Raw genomic sequence first — 17,027 nt, 5'->3', positions numbered from 1 at the left:
CGCGGCTCTACACCAGCGACGCGCAACGCTGCGACGAATACCCGCGCTGGTTGCACACCTATAATCACCACCGCGGCCACACAGCACTCGGCGGTCAAGCACCAGCCAGCCGCGTACCTAACCTCTCAGGTCAGTACATCTAGCCGGACACCTGACCGGTGTACGGATCGACTGGAGCCTGGCAGCGATGGTCACGGCCGCTGCAGTGGTGGGCGGTTTGATCGGCGGACGGCTAACTGGCAGGGTCGACCCCGAAACGCTGCGCAAGCTGTTCGGCTGGTTCGTTTTGCTGATGGCGGCGATGATCCTCGCGCTGGAGACAACACCAGTGGTCGGTGCCGCGTCGTTAGCCCTGACCGTCATCGGCGTAGGCGTCTATTTCACCTGCAGCCGTACCAGGTACTGCCCGTTGCGTTGGATCCTCCTCGCTCACATGAAGCCGGCTGCGGCGCGGTGACCGCTATGAGCGCGCGGGAAGCATACCCCCACGGGTACTGTTGAAATTGGTGAAACCGCAGGAAAGGAAGCCACGATGGTTGGCGACGAAGACAGCATCGCCGCAGTATTAAATCGGCTGCGACGCGCTCAAGGACAGCTCGCCGGCGTGATTGCGATGATCGAGCAGGGACGCGACTGCAAAGACGTTGTTACCCAACTCGCCGCTGTCTCGCGAGCCCTCGACCGGGCGGGATTCAAGATTGTTGCGACCGGCCTGCGCGAATGCATCACCGGCGACGGCAGCGAGAGCGCCAAGCCGATGACCGAAGCCGAACTCGAGAAGCTCTTCTTGGCACTCGCCTGACCTCCCAAGTCCACTTACGTCACCGATCCCTTAATGCTGCTTGCCGAACCACGGTGGGGGTCAGATTGGGCCGATCCGAGGTGGCAGCCGCCGGAACCGGTGAACGGGTAGAGCAGTTGGGCAAGGTATCCGGTGGGATAGTCGGGTTTGGCGGCCATGCCGAGCTGGGTGGAGTCGAAGCGGCGGGCGGGGTCATAGGAGAAGGTACGCATCAGGTGGTCCCACACCAGGGTGAACAACCCGAAGTTGACGTCACCGATGCCGGCCCATTTGAGGTGGTGGAAGCGGTGTCCTTCATTGAGGGCCAGGACGTATTTGGCGGGGCCGATGCGGTAGTCGGCGTTGGAGTGCTGCAGCAGCAGCTGTATCGCCACCGCCAGGGCCAGCGCTGAGGCCACGTTGACGGGCAGCCCGATCAGGATCAGGGGTGCGACCCCGGCGGCCATCTCCACGGTTTGGTGCAGCGGGTGTTTCATCAGGCCGTTGAGGCCATAGAAGCGGCTGATGCTGTGGTGCACCGCGTGAAAGCGCCAGAGCACCCCGATCTTGTGACTGGCCAAATGAACCACGGTGATCCCGAAGTCCGCGACCAGGATCGCGGCGAGGACCTGTGCGACGAATGGCCAGCTGTGCGGCCACAACTGGGGCGCGGGGACGATCGCGGCCAGCAGCGGGATGGCGGCGACGCTGGCCAGGATGAGGGTTTCGTTGACCGCGACGTGGATGCGGTCGCGGGTGCTGTCGGCGCGGTCGTGGTTCCACTGCGGGTCATAGGGGATGATCCGCTCCACCACGAACGCCGTCGCGATCGCGGCCGCCAGAATGATCAGCAGCCAGTACTTGGGTGCGCCTGCGGCGGCGACGGCGATGCCCGCACCGTTGAGGCCGATCAGCATGAACGGCACGTAGCCGTAGCGGGCCACCGCCTGGACCGCAGTTATCACCCTCGTCGAAGGCGGAGAAGAAGTCGTACTCATGCCCTGAATCGTCGCGGTCACCGCCGCGACGAGGCTTGAATGATTCGGCTACCCGCTGTCGAGATCCCAGGAGACGTGGCGGCTGAGCACCGAGGGTGGCAGGCCGAACATCTCACGGGTGGTACGGGTCAGGTGAGCGCTATCGGCGAACCCCGCACCGTGCGCCGCGCCGGTCAGATCATCTCCGGCCTGCACCCGGGTGATCGCGGCCCGCAGCCGTGACCACAACACGTACCGCCGCAGCGGGATGCCTACCTGCTCGGTGAACAGATGCGTCAGTCGGCTCGCCGAAAGGCCGACCAGCCCCGCGAGTTCGGTGCCGCTGACCGGTCCCGCCGCCACCAGGTCGGGCAGCAGCCGCAGTGCGTCATCGATGGCGGGATGCCGCCCCCCGGTGGCGTTGTCGGCCGTGGCGGGCGCCAGGTGCGCGATCAGCTCGTCGACCACCGCGGCCAAGGCTCGTCGCCGGGTGAAGGTCAGGACTGGGGAGACGGTCCACCCGGAGCGGACGGCGCGGGAGTGTGCGGCGTGCCCCGGCGCGGATTCCGGCTCCAGGAACACCACCGTGCCCTCCTGGGCGCCGACCTCGATCCGGTGCGGCGCGTCGGCGGGCACGACGACCTTCGTGCCCCGATGCCGGTCGCCGTGCTCGTCGAGCACCGTCAAGGCCGTCGTCGCGGTGACGATCTGAACGGCGTGATGCGCGTGGACATCAGTGGGGCCGATCGATCCGGTGAAGGCCAACACCCCCGGCCGCAGCAGCGCCGCCCCGCCCCAGCGCGACGCGGCAGCGGCATCGCCGCCAGGACTATCGTTCGCCACAAGCGATGATAGCGTTTGGCATCGATCGTTGCCTGGTGCTGCCTCCCCGGAACACGCTGCACTGGTCACCGCGCGCCTGTTTGGGTGGGTGCGCAAACCCATCTTCTCCGCGAGGCTGGTGGCTTGCCTCGCCCCTAGCGCTCATGGTCCCCAATCTCCTCGCTCTCATCGGCTGGGGCCGCCCGTAGCCAGCATCCAGACGTAGACACGGCTGACCGAAGAGCCCACCTGTGCAGTGTTCACGGCGAACCAAAGACCGCTCCGTCGCTACGATCGGACGCTTACCGCTTGGGACGACTGCGCGCCCTGGCGCCCCACGAGCGCGAAGACGTGCCATCGACCAAGCCGGTGAAACTCACCCAGTCGGGCTTTATCGAATCTTCATAGAAGGACTACGAAAGCCAAACGACTGACGAGAAGACTTCACGTCGTGAACGGTCCACCGTCGCCCGCGTCCGGCCGGTGCGGCGCGCACACCGCGGTGCTCAGCCCGTTAGCCGGTCACAACAAACCGATTCGGAGAATCTCATACATGCCGCAGACAGGCCGCCTACCCATGTTTCGAGCCACGGCGCAGTGGCTGCGGACGGCCGTCCTGGCGATGGCGGTGCTGCTGATCGCGGCCGCGTGCAGCTCGTCGCCGGCCGCCGCGCCCCAGCCCGAGGTCATCACTGATAAAGGCACCCCATTCGCCGACCTGCTAGTCCCCAAATTGCAGGCGTCGGTGACCGACGGAGCGATCGGCGTCGCGGTGGACTCCCCTGTTACCGTGTCCGCCGGTGACGGCGTTCTCGGCCAAGTCTCGTTGACCAACGAAGCCGGCGAACTCGTCGACGGACAGCTCAGCCCCGATGGCGTGTCCTGGTCGTCTGCCGAGCCGCTGGGCTACAACAAGCAGTACACCCTTGATGCCCAGGCCCTTGGACTGGGCGGCGCGACCACTACGACAGCGACCTTCGAAACCCACTCGCCCGACAACTTAACGATGCCCTACGTCCTGCCCAACGACGGGGAGACGGTTGGCGTCGGCCAACCCATCGCGATCCGCTTCGATGAAAACATCACCGACCGGATTGCGGCGCAGCAAGCGATCAACGTGACCACCAACCCCCCGGTCGAGGGAGCCTTCTACTGGCTCACAATCGCGAAGTACGTTGGCGCCCAGCCGAATACTGGAAACCGGGAACAACAGTAGAGGTGTCGGTCAACGCCTACGGCGTCAACTTCGGTGACGGGCTATTCGGTCAGGATGACGTCACTACCCAGTTCACCATCGGTGACGAGGTCATCGCCACCGCCGATGACGCCACCAAAACGATGACTGTGCGGCGCAATGGTCAGACCGTCAAGACCATGCCCATCTCCATGGGCAAAGCCAAGACCCCGACCGATAACGGCGCCTACATCATCGGAGATCGTTACTCGTTTCTGGTGATGGATTCGTCCACCTACGGAGTTCCAGTCAACTCTCCCGACGGATACCGCACCGAGGTGGAGTGGGCGACCCAGATGTCCTACAGCGGGATCTACGTGCACTCTGCACCGTGGTCGGTGGGCAGCCAAGGCATCGCCAATGTCAGCCACGGATGCCTCAACGTCAATCCGGCCAACGCCCGATGGTTCTACGACAACACCCGACGCGGCGACATCGTTGAGGTCATCAACACCACCGGCCCCACGCTGTCGGGAACAGACGGTTTAGGTGACTGGAACATCCCTTGGGATCAGTGGAAAGTCGGCAACGCCAACCTCTGAAATCAGATCAGAAGCGGAGACTCACAACCGCCGCCTCCCAGTCACCTCGTGGCACCAGTTACGCGTGTCAGCAGGACGTTCGCATCCACCGAACCGGGTTTCGCATGCCGAGTGTCACCCAAGCATCGCGCGCCGTGGGGCCCACGCCGCACAGGTAGCGCAGCCCTTTCCGCTACGACACCTTTGGTTTGCCGCCCCCAGGTAACGGCGTTTTCACATGTCCGGACCACCGCTACTTCGTAGTCCCGCCATCGACGATCGACTCTTTCAGGCACCCATCGCAAAACACCATTCGCAATTTCAGCCGAAATTCCAGCATTGTAATTATGTTGCTGATGTTACTAATGAGGCATATGTGAGTTAGGCTGATCTACGTATTTGCTACGTATATCGTTGCTGCGCAGTATGGAACGCTCTGTTTCGCCTTTGTTGGCGAAACCAATCACCGGCGCTCCGACAGCCGAAAGAAAGAACGCCATATGGAACCGATGGCCCGATGCGTCCGCCCGGAGGAAGGCCGCGTATCTGCGTTCGGCTTTCGCCTGACTGGGGTGATCGTTGCCGTCGTCGCGACGGTACTTCTGGCGTGCACGCCAGCAGCCTCCGCCGAGCCGACAGGCGGTCCGTGGGATCCACTCCTGCCCAAGATCCCGAGTGCGGGAGCGCCCGGCGATCCGGTTGCCATCGCCAACGCGTCCTTGCAGGCGACGGCCGTTGCCACCCAGACTGCGATGGATTTGGGGCGTAGCTTCCTGAGCAGTCTCGGACTCGTCAGTCCCGCGGCAAGCCCCCAAACGAGCGTCCGCGGCAACCGCCTCTACGGTGCCCAGGCGATCGAATACGTTATCCGCAGGGCAGGAACGCAGATCGGCGTTCCCTACTCCTGGGGAGGGGGCAGCCTCACCGGCCCTAGTCGCGGTGTCGACCAAGGCGCAGGCACCGTCGGTTTCGACTGCTCAGGACTGACACGATTCGCCTTCGCCGGCGTCGGAGTACTGTTGCCGCGATGGTCCGGCGACCAGTACAACGCTGGCCGCAAGGTACCTCCCGCGCAAGCTAAACGCGGTGACCTCCTGTTCTGGGGGCCCGGCGGAAGCCAACACGAAGCGATCTACCTGGGCAACGGAAAAATGATCGAAGCGCAACAAACCGGCGTTCCCATCAAGGTTTCACCGGTGCGTACCGCCGGGATGACACCCTACGTCGTACGGATTATCGAGACCTGACCGAACGCTTTCGCCACAGCTCCTCCCACCAAAAGCCTTGTCCGCACCGGGTAACGGTTCAGCCGGCCAGACAGTAGCCGATGCCGCGGACCGTCCGGACATAGCGCGGACAAGACGGGGCGTCACCGAGCTTGCGACGAAGATTGCCGATGTGCACACCCAGTGCCGACCGCCCGCCGGGCTGCGTTGCCCCCCAAAGGGCTTCCTGAAGTCGTCGGCACGTAACGGGCTCCCCTGGATCATCGGACAAAACCCGGAGGATCGCGAACTCCGTTCGAGTCAGCGATATGACGTTGCCGCGCTGATAGACCCGCCGGACCCCCACGTCGATCACCAGATCGTCGACGTGGCGTCGCTGCGCGCCGCCGTCCTCGCTGCGTTGGTGAGAATGCCTGAGTGTCCGCCGTATTCGCGTGCTGAGCATGTCGCGGGAGCCGATGGGAACCACTCCGACGCGCGATACCAGAGGCGCCACCTCTGTGTCGGCGAGCGCGACGACGCCGCACTGGGCAGCCTGGCGAACACGGTCAAGGACGACGGCGCCGTGCGCGGATGATCCCAGGCACACCACCACCACGTCGGGGTCATCGTCGCGCACCGCGGTGAGCGCTGCAGCGTGTGAGCGTGCGACGTCGACGGCGAACTCTTCGGCGCGCAGGGTGCGGGCCAACATGTCGGCGTAGATGCGCCGAGGTTCAACCAGCAGAACGCGAATGCGCCCAGCAGCTATCGCCGGAGAGGCAACGCTGCCCGAAGCGGGGTGCGGCTCGATGGTCGTGGCAGTCTCCTTGCCAGCGTGGGCCATTCACGGCGTGAAGGTGTTCGCGCGGATGCTGGAACCAGCATATCGCCATCTACGTAGTTATTACGTAGATGGCGATATGGGGTGTCGGGCATGTTCGCGTCTTCGGGTGTTCAGCGGGGGGTTTGCGGGCCAGAGGATGTCAGCTGTTCGGGTTGAAGTCGGCCGCGTCGGTCCAGCCGGAACAAGGCCGCTGCGGAGGCCAGCCCGATTGCCGACAGCAGAACCCACAGCAGCCAGGGTTGCCCGAGATCTCGGGCGGCCTGCATCAGCGAGCCGGTGGCCAGATTGCCGACAAGAATGCCGACTCCGACGATAGTGTTGTAGAAGCCATAGTGCGTTCCGATGAGACGGTTGTTGGCCAATGAGACGACGGTGTCCATCTCGAACGGGAAGACGGCCGCCGACCCGACCGCCAGCACCGCCGTGGCGACGAGTAGCGCGGTCGCGGCGGCGACTCTGCCTGCCCTGGTGTCATCGGGCAGCACGATCAGCGGCAAAAACGACGCCGCGAGGATCAGCATGCCGATCACCAGGGAGCGGCCGGCGCCCCAGCGGTGGGCGAACCATCGGGTGATCCGCATCTGGCCGAGGACGGCAACCAGACCCGAGACCACGAAGATCATGGCGGTGACAACGGAATCGTTGCGCGGAAACAGGTCTCGCGCCTGAAGCGGCAATGCCAGATAGACCTGGAATGACAAAACATACGACCCGATCATGGCCGCGGCGAAGAGCAGAAAGGAGCGGTTGGCCGCTACTGTTCGCCAGTCCTGCAGCACCGATGTCTTCTCATCAGGCGTCCCCGCGGCGCGGTGGGGCAATGCTAAGAGTTGGGCCACGGTCAGCGCTGCGAACACGACCGCTGCGGCGGCTGCTGTCATTCGGAAATCGACGAACATCAAGGCCAGCCCGACAAGGGGTCCGGCCAGGATGCCCGCCTGATAGAACACGTTGAACACCGCGAAGGCTTCCACGCGCCGTGGGCCCGCGTCGGCCGCCAGATAGGCGCGCACCGCAGGATTGAACAGGGCGCCGGCGAAGCCGGTTGCTGCCGAGGCGATCAGGACCGCCGGCAGCGATTCGGCGAAGACGAGCAGGCCGAATCCTGCTGTCCGTAGGACACATCCGCAAACGATGAGCGGTTTGTAGCCCAGCCGGTCTGCCAGAGTGCCGCCGATGAGAAACATGCCTTGCTGGGAGAAGTTACGTACACCCAGCACCAGGCCGATGGCCCACGCGGCCAGCCCCAACGGGCCGGCGAGGTAGCCGGCCAGGTAAGGCATGAGCATGTAGAAGCCCAGGTTGATGCCGAATTGGTTGATCATCAGCATCCGGCTGGGCCAACCAAAACTGCGGAAGGCTGACAGCAGGGTCATCGTGGCTGCACCTCGGTGGGGTCGACAACGGTGGTGCATCGCGTCCACGCCGTGACTGTCTGGGTCATCGGGTCCTCAATGGTGGCGGGATGCCGTGGGGGCGCTGCGTCGAGCAGGCCGTGGGCGCGGCAGTAGTCGTCGTTGTAGATGGTGTCGAAGTAGCGTTGCGGACCGTCCGGGAAGATCGCTGCGACAGTGGCTCCGGCAGGGCTATTGCGTGCGACCCAGCCTGCAACCAGGGCGACCGCACCGACGCTCCAGCCGCCACTGGCGTAGTGGGTGGCCGCCAGGGTGCGGCATGCCCACACCGACTCCGCGGGGGCAACCCAATGCACTTCGTTGAACGCTTGGTAGTCGACGTTGCCGGGATAGATGCTCGATCCCAGGCCGCGCATGAGCCGAGAAGCCGCGGGCTGGCCGAAGATCGTCGAGCCCACCGTGTCGACGCCGATCAGCCGCAGCTGCGGGTTGAATTCACGAAGGACGCGTGCGACGCCGGCCGAGTGGCCTCCGGTGCCCACCGAGCACACCAGGACATCAACGGCGCCGAGTTGTTCGTTCAGTTCCACTGCCAGGCCGCGGTAGGCCTCGACGTTATCGGGGTTGCTGTATTGATCGGGATGCCAGGCGCGTGGGTCGGTGGCCAAGATCTTCTGCACGCGGTCACGGCGGGCCTGCTGCCAGCCTCCCTGTGGGTGCGGTTCAGTGACCAATTCGATGTCGGCGCCGAACGCGGCGAGCATATTCTGGATGATCGGCTCCATCCCGGGGTCGGTGACCAACGTGACGGGGTGCCCGTAGACCGTTCCGGCTAGTGCGAGACCCAATCCCAGTGTGCCGCTCGTGGATTCGACGATGCGGGCGCCGGGGGCAAGTGCCCCGCGGGAGCGGGCGCGTTCGACCATGTGTAGCGCGGGTCGGTCTTTCATTCCTCCCGGGTTGAAGCCTTCGAGTTTGGCCCAAAAGCCCCGCTCTTCTGACGTGAACGGTGCGCTGATTCTCAAGACAGGGGTCTGGCCGACCATGGTGGCCGGCCGCTCGTTGCGGCCGCGTTGTGGCTGTGCCGATCGGGTGTGGGAAGTGCGTGCATGGCGGATTGGCAGGGCAGGATTCATCGATGAATGTCGCTTCTGTGAGGCCGCGACGATGCGCGGCGACTGACGGCAGGTAGCGGTCACCGGCCACCGTCGAAGACGACGGGGCCTGACGCTAGCCGATCAGCGGCGCGCGATACACAGGTGGGCGAGCACGTCGCGGCCGGTGCGCAGGGCGCGGGCGTTCCGTGGTGGACCGCGGATAGGCGCCTTCGCCGCCTGGCACCACAGCAGCGGAAGCACAGCCACGACGAGGCCCAACGCGAGCGCGATCAGGGAGACCGTTCCCCGCGGCAGGATCGCTTCGGCCAGGGTGTCGGGCGTGCACTCGGCGTCGGGTTGGGAGACGTGGGGGTGGTCGAGCTCGACAGACATCGGCGCGCCGACCGCACTGGCGGCCAGTGTGTGCGGTCCGTGCGCAGGTGCCGCATTCACGCCGGGCAGTGCCCACTCGGCTCCGACGATGACGGTCCAGAACGCGATCAACGCCGCGACGATGGCGCGGCGGCGTTGCTCAGAGTTCGCGTCGAAGTACTTCACGATGTTGCCGACTGTAGCAGCGGATCGGCGAATTCAGGCTCGGCCCCTGAGCCGATGCCGGGTTGTGATCAGACAGCGACCGCCGTTGCGCCGAGCCAACCGGCCGTTCCGTCGCATGATCGACTTCGCCCGATGCCCCTGCGAATACGCCCTTTTGAGGTTCCGCGAAGGAGATGCAATAGACCAGTGCGCTGCCTGTACCGCAGATCATCTACGGTTTTACTACGTAGATAATCTGCTCTCTATCGGCCCGCGCGCCAAGCGGTGTTTCCTTTGCTGACGGCCTACGCGCATTGGCTTCACCTGCGGAACGTGCGGCGGGCGTTGAGGCGCTAGTGGTGGCAGAGCACCTGAATGAGAGCGGGTGTGGCGAGCATGGCGGTGATCGCGGCTGTCAGGCAGATGCGGTGGCGCCATCGCACGTGCCGACGTGTCGGGGTGAGCAGGCGCTGCGCTCGCGCGATGACCGCTGTTCCCGCCGCGGCGAGGCCTTCCCGTGCAGGCGGGTGTTCTCCGGCCAGAGCAGATAATCCAGCCAACAGCGGATGCGTGCCGACGCGGCGCACGGCGGTGTCGTCAGCGCACATCTCCAGCAGTTCACCCACACGATGAGGGGCCGTCGCGAAAAGCGGAAGCCACGGCAGTGTGCCCCCCAAAGCGCGGAGCGCCATGAGGATGTGGTGGTGGCGCCCCGAGATGTGCGCGTTTTCATGCGCCAGAACCGCTTTGAGCTGTGATCGGTTCAACGACTTCATCGCCGCGGAGGTAACGATGATGGCGTTCGGGCGTCCGACCACGCAGTAGGCAGCAGGCCGGTCGGCCTCCACGACCACCACATTGGGATGGTCGGTGGGTCGGCCGACGATCCGCGCGGCATGCGCGTGCTCGTGACTTCGCGCCCGCAGCCGCGACAAGCAGCGACCGATCCGCATGACGACGAACCCTGATGTCAGGGTTCCTACCGCGATGAGAACAACAGAACCGATTCGTCCGGCCATGGGTGTGTGCTCGGAGAAGCCAAACAGCTCCAGGCACAGCGTCACGACCGCGCCCGTACGAATACTATCCGTCGTTGCGCCGATGACCAAGATCAGCGCGACGAGCCACGCCGCCAACGTCGCGGCGACGGTGGCCAGCCAGGCGGCCACTCCCATATGGGGGCTGATGCCGTGACTGGTCATCCGCCTCAGAACCGGTGGCGCCCACCAGGCCAGCGCGCTGCCATAGACGAGCAGCCACAGCGCGGCGGTCATCACCGACGCCCCTTGCGCAGAGCCGCCTTCAATTGAGCGGACTGCTCGGCGTTCATCTGCTCAACAAAGAAGGCCAGCACCGCATCGGTATCCCCGCCGGCGTCGAACGCGGCCTTCATCAAACGCGCGGAACGCTCCTCGCGGCTCATGGACGCCTGATACACGTACGCTTTCCCATCGCGCTGACGTTGCAACCAGCGCTTGCGGTACAGGTTGTCCATCGTCGACATCACGGTGGTGTACGCGATCTGGCGCCGTTGAGAGATCTCGTCGAAAACCTCACGCACCGTGACAGGCTCGGCGTAATCCCACACGCAATCCATGACCACCGCTTCGAGGTCGCCGAATCCTCGCTGTTCCATTTGCGCCTCTCCCGCTCTCCGCGACGAGCTGGCCTCCTCGCGCCCCGAGCCCCTTCAGCCCCCAATGTAGCCGCCGAGCTGGCAAAAGCCGCGATACGCCTCACCTCGACCGCATAGGCCAGCATCTCTGCACTACCGGCCGCGGCGCGTGAAACTAGCGCCCGTGGCGCACAGTCGTAACCGATCTGAGACTGTGACAGACGTTCCTCCTGATACCAAAGTGATGTACGTTCCGACTGAGTACTATCGTGCTACGTACTCAGCTCGATAGTAGAAGTGCCGCGGGCGCCGTTCGGCTTAGGTGCGCGGCTCGACAACGCTCACCCCAGCTGAGGAGATTCGATGCTGCGCCTCACTTCTTTTCTGAGTCTCTGCGCACTGACGCCGGCACTGGTAATCAGCGCCCCGGGTACCGCTGTTGCCGGTCACGACGGCACCCCCGACCGCGACGACGTTCCCTCATTGGTTGCAGCGGTCGCCGACGCGAACCAGCGGATGGCCGACGTCGGTAGCGACATTCAGATCAAGCAGGAGGGCGTCAACCGTGCCCTGGTCGAGGTCGCGGCCGCCCGCGACACCCTCGCGCAGGCCCGGCGCGACGTTGTTGCCAGCGACCAAGCCCTGACCGACAGCCAACACGCAATCGAGGCCGCGCAAGAGCGCTTCGACCGCTTCGCCGCGTCGACCTATATGAACGGGCCGTCGGGTGCGTTGCCGCTGGCGCAAAGTCCCGAGGAGATCCTGGCCGGGGCATCGACCCAGCAGACCCTCACTATCAGCTTTCAGCGGGTCCGCAACAACCTCCTGCGCCGGCAGACCGATCAGGCCAACAAGCTTTCTGCTGCGACGGCAGCGCGGGCGCGCGCCGAGAGCGCCGCCGCGGACGCCCAACGCCGCCAAGACGACGCGGTAGCCGCACTCCGGGACGCCCAACAGACGTTTACCGCACAGCAACGCGAGGTCGAACGGCTCGCTACCGAACGCGACTCCGCTCAAGCTCGACTGGAAGCCGCCCGACCGGTGGCGGCGACAGCCGCCGCGCCCAGTGCCGCGCAACCCGGCACTGTGCCGGCATCCGGTGCTCCGTGGGACCGCGGCACCACGTCGCCGGGGGGCGCCACCAAGGGGGGCCTGTGGGACACCACGTTGCCGATGGTGCCCAGCGCTAACGTGGCCGGCGACCCGGTGGCCATCATCAATGCCGTCCTCAAGATCATGGCGACCTCGGCGCAGCTGACGGCCGACATGGGCCGCAAGTTCCTCACCAAACTCGGCATTCTGTCTCCTGTCACCGCCGCCGCAGATCCCGGCATCACCAACGGACGCATCCCCCGCCTCTACGGCCGCCAGGCCTCAGAGTTCGTGATTCGCCGCGCCATGTCACAACTGGGGGTGCCTTACTCCTGGGGCGGCGGCAACGCCAACGGCCCGTCACGAGGCATCGACCAGGGCGCCAACACCGTGGGTTTCGACTGTTCGGGCCTGATGCTGTATGCCTTCGCCGGCGTCGGCATCAAACTCGACCACTACTCCGGGTCGCAATACAACGCAGGCCGCAAAATTCCCTCGTCACAGATGCAGCGCGGTGACCTTATCTTTTATGGCCCCAACGCCAGCCAGCACGAAGCGATGTATCTGGGCGACGGCATGATGATCGAAGCCCCCTACACCGGGTCGGTCGTCAAGATCTCGCCCGTGCGCACCTCCGGCATGACGCCCTACGTCACCCGCTTGATCGAATATTGACATCGCCGCGATGTCGAGCCGGTGGACCGGTCAGTGCGCCGCGGTGCGGCCGCTGCGGATCGGCCTCCTCGGGCACGTCAGGCCGCCCCGAACGACGCGGCCAGCGAGACGCATTGAATAGCGCCGTCGCGCCGGCGATCGCAGCCGCCCACAGCACCACGACCACGGCACACAGGATCAGCCACGCTTGCCACCCGAGACCGTTCGGGCACACGTCCATCAGCCAACGCATGTCAGGCCCTCCTCCACAGTGAGCCTCACCCCACCGCAGGAGGAAAACGGTATGAGTCCTGTGAAGATCTGCTGAAGATCGAGCCGCTCGGGCAGCCACGCCTCGTTACGGGCGCACCAGCAGGCACCATATGGGACATGCAGCACCACCACCTGGGCGCGCCTGAGAGCGCGAAGGGATACCGCGCGCTGGTCGTCGACGACGAACTCCCCCTAGCCGAAGTGGTAGCCAGCTACCTCGAACGCGAGCAGTTCGAAGCCGTCGTCGCCGGCAACGGTGTCGACGCAATCGCCGTCGCACGCGACCTGGATCCCGATGTCGTCATCCTCGACCTCGGCCTACCCGGCATCGACGGACTCGAGGTCTGCCGGCAATTGCGGAACTTCTCCGACGCCTACGTCGTCATGCTCACCGCCCGTGACACCGAACTCGATACCGTGCTCGGCCTCACCATCGGCGCCGACGACTACATCACCAAACCCTTCAGTCCCCGCGAGCTGGTAGCGCGCATCCGCGCCATGCTGCGGCGACCCCGCATCCTGCAAACAGCCGCCGCACCCGCCGAACGAGAGACAGCCCCGCCGCGCCGCTTCGGCGCACTGAGCATCGACGTCGCCGCCCGTGAGGTACATATCGACGACGAACTAATCCTGTTGACCCGCACCGAATTCGACATTCTCGAAGCCCTGTCCGCGCGGCCAGGAATCGTGCTGAGCCGCCGACAACTTCTCGAAATAATCCGCGACGAACCCTGGGTCGGCAACGAACACCTCGTCGACGTCCACATCGGACACTTACGACGCAAACTCGGCGACGACGCCGCACGCCCCCGCTACATCGCCACGGTTCGAGGTGTCGGATACCGGATGGGAACCGGACAGTGACTCCCCCACCTACGTCGACCCCTCGCCGGCGTCGACGGCCGGGCCGTCCCGGTATCGGCCTGCGACTCCTGGCGGCCCAAGCCATCGTGCTGGCGGCCGGAACGGCGACGACCGCGGTGGTCGCTGCCGTGGTCGGCCCACCGCTGTTCCGCGAACACCTCCACCGCGCCGGTGTCCCGATGGACTCCCTGGAAGAAGTCCACGCCGAAGAGGCCTACGGCTACGCAACGGTCATCTCCATCGGAGGCGCCCTAGCGGTGTCAGCACTGGCCGCCCTCGCGGTCAGCTTCTACGTCAGTCGACGCCTCCAACGCTCCGTCACCGAAGTCGCCGCCGCGGCCACCGATGTCGCTGAAGGGAACTACGACATCCGCGTGTCACCGCCGCGCCTCGGCGATGACTTCGACGCCCTCGCAACCGCATTCAACCAAATGGCCTCCCGGCTTCAAGCCGTCGATTCGACACGGCAGCAACTGTTCGGAGACCTCGCGCACGAGATCCGCACACCCGTGGCAGTACTCGAGGCCTACATCGAGGCACTCGAAGACGGTGTGCGCTCCTTGACACCCCAGACAGCAGCCATGCTGCGCGACCAAACCCGTCGGCTGGTGCGATTCTCCGATGACGTCGCCGCGCTGGCGAAGGCGGAGGAAAGTGCGGTGTCTATGTCCTACGCCTCCCTCGACGTGGACCGCCTAACCCGCCAGTGCGTCGCAGCAGCACAAGAACGCTATGACACCAAGGGGGTCAGACTGCACGTACACCTCCAGCAACCGCTGCCGCCGCTGTGGGCCGACGAACAACGACTGTCTCAAGTGTTGGGGAACCTGTTGGAGAACGCGCTACGGCACACACCGCCCGGCGGGTCGGTACACCTTCATTGTCTTCGTGACGGCGACCGAGTAAAAATCGCTGTCGCTGACACCGGAGAAGGGATCCCCGCCAAGCACGTCACCCGAGTGTTCGAACGGTTCTACCGGGCAGACACCGCCCGCGACCGCGAGCACGGCGGCGCCGGATTAGGTCTCGCCATCGCCAAAGCGCTCATCGAAGCCCACGGCGGATCCATCTCGGTAGCCAGCGCTGGACCCGGCGCCGGCGCAACATTCACCATCGCCCTGCCCATCACCCCGATACGCAGCGAGCACCACCCTGCGACGGCTGACTCAACGCGTCCCTGACGAGTGCCCCCTCCGCGCTACTTGTCCAACATTCCCTGCATCGTGTCGATCTCCGCTTGCTGAGAAGACACGATGTTGCGCGCCATCTCGACCGCCGCCGGGAACTTGCCGTTGTCAACTTCCTGCTGCGCCATCATGATCGCGCCCTTGTGATGCTCGATCATCTGCGTCAAAAAGAGTCGGCTTGCCTCAGCGCCTTGCGCGTTCTGAAGTGCAGCCATATCGGCCTCCGACATCATGCCCATACCCCCGCCGCTCATGCCCGGCATGTCACCCGCGTCTCCGCTGGGCATTTGATGGCCGGGCATGTCATGGCCGGGCATTGCGGCGGTGGTGGAAGCAGTTGTCGACGAGGAGGCTCCCCAGTCCTGCAGCCAGCCCTGCATCTGTTCGATCTCAGGACCCTGAGCGTTCTTAATCTCGTTGGCGAGTGACACTACGGCAGGATCAACTCCCTGCTTGCCGAGCAGCATGTCGCTCATCTCGATCGCCTGCTGATGGTGCGGGATCATGCCCTGAGCGAACGTCACGTCAGCATCGTTATGGGCAGCGTCGCGGCTAGCAGTACTGGGCGAAGCCGACGCCGACGCTGCTGCCGAGGTGCTGCTCATCGATGACGGAGACTCGTTTCCCGCATTCGAACAGCCGCTGATAAACAGGGCCGACACCGCAAGCGCCGCAACCCCGAATCCAAAACGCTTGTGCTGCATCGCACATCCTTCCTCGAACATCGTCGTGACACCGTGCCTCAACGGCACGCCCTCGCGCCGCCGCACTCAAGCGTCGGCAAGCCGGGTATGGGTCGGCTCGTGATCCGATGAAGATTTGATGAAGACGTTTCCAGCTGCGAAGAAGTGTTCGAGCTACCCACTGCCGCGTCACGCGGTAGCCGAAAACCGCCCCTCTATTATTGACTTACGTAGCCTGAACCTCGGGTTGTTACTGGAATGGTGCACATCCACGGCCTTGACATCAACCCGTCGAACGGCAGCTTTACGTGGCAACTCAATACTGCCCCTACACCCCTGAGCAAAATAAGGCGCCGCAGCTACTGCACCAGGCGGATCTTCCTCAATTACCGACAGACGGACGTCAGCGGGTCGACGGTCGTCATCCCTAGGAGGCTGCGCAGCGCCGGGCATGCTAGCTCTCTAAGCGTCGCGGCATCAGAAAGGTGTTCCACGGCATTCCCACGGTGGCGCGGACCAGCTGATCACGCGTGAACTGCATCCCGAGCTGGTTCTATTTAGAGAGTGCCTCCTTGATCGCGGTGCCGAGGTCTGCATAAGTTTGGATCTGCAGTTGCTCGCCGTTGAGGAAGAAGGTGGGTGTGCCCTGGACGCCGAGTGCCGTGCCGTCTGCGACATCCTCTTGGATCCGATCGAGCGTGGCCTGCGCGTTGTAGGCTTCGTCCCACGCGGCCATGTCGAGGCCGAGTTCCGTTGCGAATCCGCGAAATACGTCGTCAGCCGGTACCTGCTTCTCGCCCCACTGGTCTTGCGTCTCGAACATCTTCTTGTACATAGCCTCAAACTGGCCCTGCTGGGCGGCCGCCTCGACTGCGCGGGCTGCTCGCTCTCCGTTGAAATGGCCGGGCATCGGGAAGTAGCGCGCAACGAAGTTGACTTGCTGGCCATATTGGGTGCGCAGTTGTTCAACGGCAGGGAAGGCTGCGCGGCAGCCTTCACACTCGAAGTCGAGGAACTCGACAAACGTCACATCGCTGTCCGGAGCCGAGCTCAGGCGATGGCTATTCTCGCGGACCACCTGCGGCCCGCCTTCTGCCTGCGACGTCGGTGCAGATCCCCCGTCCCGGGTCGAGAAGTACACACCCGCGCCAATGGCGACCGTTATGGCGAGGAAGGCGGTCAGCAAAATTCGCGTCATTGGGTTCATGGTGCGTTTCCTTTCGCTCCGTAGCACTTCGCACGCGGAGCGATCTACGGTGTATCTACGTAGATAGTTCTACCAT

The 17,027-nt window shown here is 64.6% G+C and carries 16 protein-coding genes and 2 pseudogenes; 8 read left to right on the top strand and 10 right to left on the bottom strand.

Annotation, left to right across the window (positions count from 1 at the left end; translation table 11 throughout):
• From ACAG24_RS28495 to ACAG24_RS28485, 3 genes and pseudogenes are all read left to right on the top strand, one after another.
• Positions 1–143: pseudogene (locus ACAG24_RS28495) on the top strand (IS481 family transposase); the annotation flags it as partial.
• 44 nt (positions 144–187) lie between these two features.
• Entirely contained in the window at positions 188–457 is a 270-nt protein-coding gene (locus tag ACAG24_RS28490; protein ID WP_270720274.1) for a hypothetical protein, read from the top strand.
• A gap of 75 nt (positions 458–532) precedes the next feature.
• Positions 533–802: a metal-sensitive transcriptional regulator gene (locus tag ACAG24_RS28485; protein WP_112744675.1), complete on the top strand. Its 270-nt coding sequence runs from the start codon at positions 533–535 to the stop codon at positions 800–802.
• A 14-nt stretch (positions 803–816) separates the two neighbouring features.
• Here ACAG24_RS28485 and ACAG24_RS28480 read toward each other — a convergent pair whose 3' ends face one another.
• Both ACAG24_RS28480 and ACAG24_RS28475 read right to left on the bottom strand, forming a co-directional pair.
• Positions 817–1,779, bottom strand: coding sequence for a sterol desaturase family protein (locus ACAG24_RS28480; RefSeq protein ID WP_112744676.1), 963 nt, complete (start codon positions 1,777–1,779; stop codon positions 817–819).
• A 48-nt stretch (positions 1,780–1,827) separates the two neighbouring features.
• A complete protein-coding gene (locus tag ACAG24_RS28475; protein ID WP_237674051.1) occupies positions 1,828–2,601 on the bottom strand; it encodes a helix-turn-helix domain-containing protein in 774 nt (257 codons plus the stop codon).
• Positions 2,602–3,133: 532 nt separating this feature from the next.
• Here ACAG24_RS28475 and ACAG24_RS28470 point away from each other — a divergent pair.
• A pseudogene (locus ACAG24_RS28470) lies at positions 3,134–4,356 on the top strand (L,D-transpeptidase).
• A gap of 479 nt (positions 4,357–4,835) precedes the next feature.
• On the top strand, positions 4,836–5,582 hold the full coding sequence (gene ripB, locus ACAG24_RS28465) for an NlpC/P60 family peptidoglycan endopeptidase RipB (RefSeq protein WP_024444601.1): 747 nt from the start codon (positions 4,836–4,838) through the stop codon (positions 5,580–5,582).
• 58 nt (positions 5,583–5,640) lie between these two features.
• On the opposite strand, the gene ACAG24_RS28460 is transcribed toward ripB, so the two are convergent.
• From ACAG24_RS28460 to ACAG24_RS28435, 6 genes are all read right to left on the bottom strand, one after another.
• Positions 5,641–6,387 (bottom strand): winged helix-turn-helix transcriptional regulator, encoded by a 747-nt coding sequence (locus ACAG24_RS28460; protein ID WP_024444602.1) that lies wholly within the window; start codon positions 6,385–6,387, stop codon positions 5,641–5,643.
• A 110-nt stretch (positions 6,388–6,497) separates the two neighbouring features.
• Positions 6,498–7,763 (bottom strand): MDR family MFS transporter, encoded by a 1,266-nt coding sequence (locus tag ACAG24_RS28455; RefSeq protein ID WP_024444603.1) that lies wholly within the window; start codon positions 7,761–7,763, stop codon positions 6,498–6,500.
• Positions 7,760–8,878 carry a PLP-dependent cysteine synthase family protein gene (locus ACAG24_RS28450; protein ID WP_024444604.1) on the bottom strand — a complete coding sequence of 373 codons (1,119 nt, stop codon included), beginning with the start codon at positions 8,876–8,878 and terminating at the stop codon, positions 7,760–7,762. The genes ACAG24_RS28455 and ACAG24_RS28450 overlap by 4 nt, the downstream gene beginning before the upstream one ends.
• Positions 8,879–8,980: 102 nt before the next feature.
• On the bottom strand, positions 8,981–9,397 hold the full coding sequence (lpqS, locus tag ACAG24_RS28445) for a putative copper homeostasis (lipo)protein LpqS (protein WP_024444605.1): 417 nt from the start codon (positions 9,395–9,397) through the stop codon (positions 8,981–8,983).
• Between the two features lie 332 nt (positions 9,398–9,729).
• A complete protein-coding gene (locus ACAG24_RS28440) occupies positions 9,730–10,650 on the bottom strand; it encodes a M56 family metallopeptidase (protein WP_024444606.1) in 921 nt (306 codons plus the stop codon).
• The gene (locus tag ACAG24_RS28435) at positions 10,650–11,012 is read right to left on the bottom strand and encodes a BlaI/MecI/CopY family transcriptional regulator (protein WP_024444607.1); all 363 of its coding nucleotides are present in this window, start codon (positions 11,010–11,012) and stop codon (positions 10,650–10,652) included. The genes ACAG24_RS28440 and ACAG24_RS28435 overlap by 1 nt, the downstream gene beginning before the upstream one ends.
• 342 nt (positions 11,013–11,354) lie before the next feature.
• Here ACAG24_RS28435 and ripA point away from each other — a divergent pair, with 342 nt between their 5' ends.
• The 3 genes from ripA (at position 11,355) to ACAG24_RS28420 (ending at position 15,055) form a co-directional block, all read left to right on the top strand.
• Positions 11,355–12,758 (top strand): NlpC/P60 family peptidoglycan endopeptidase RipA, encoded by a 1,404-nt coding sequence (gene ripA, locus ACAG24_RS28430; RefSeq protein ID WP_024444608.1) that lies wholly within the window; start codon positions 11,355–11,357, stop codon positions 12,756–12,758.
• 369 nt (positions 12,759–13,127) lie between these two features.
• Positions 13,128–13,874 carry a response regulator gene (locus ACAG24_RS28425; RefSeq protein ID WP_270720075.1) on the top strand — a complete coding sequence of 249 codons (747 nt, stop codon included), beginning with the start codon at positions 13,128–13,130 and terminating at the stop codon, positions 13,872–13,874.
• Positions 13,871–15,055 carry a sensor histidine kinase gene (locus ACAG24_RS28420; protein WP_024444610.1) on the top strand — a complete coding sequence of 395 codons (1,185 nt, stop codon included), beginning with the start codon at positions 13,871–13,873 and terminating at the stop codon, positions 15,053–15,055. Before ACAG24_RS28425 ends, ACAG24_RS28420 begins: the two co-directional genes overlap by 4 nt.
• A 17-nt stretch (positions 15,056–15,072) precedes the next feature.
• On the opposite strand, the gene ACAG24_RS28415 is transcribed toward ACAG24_RS28420, so the two are convergent.
• Positions 15,073–15,765: a DUF305 domain-containing protein gene (locus ACAG24_RS28415; protein ID WP_024444611.1), complete on the bottom strand. Its 693-nt coding sequence runs from the start codon at positions 15,763–15,765 to the stop codon at positions 15,073–15,075.
• A 532-nt stretch (positions 15,766–16,297) separates the two neighbouring features.
• The gene (locus ACAG24_RS28410; RefSeq protein WP_024444612.1) at positions 16,298–16,951 is read right to left on the bottom strand and encodes a DsbA family protein; all 654 of its coding nucleotides are present in this window, start codon (positions 16,949–16,951) and stop codon (positions 16,298–16,300) included.
• Between the last annotated feature and the right edge of the window lie 76 nt (positions 16,952–17,027).

The organism is Mycobacterium bulgaricum (assembly GCF_041287165.2).
GTDB lineage: Bacteria > Actinomycetota > Actinomycetes > Mycobacteriales > Mycobacteriaceae > Mycobacterium > Mycobacterium bulgaricum.
This window is presented reverse-complemented; position numbering and strand designations above follow the sequence as displayed.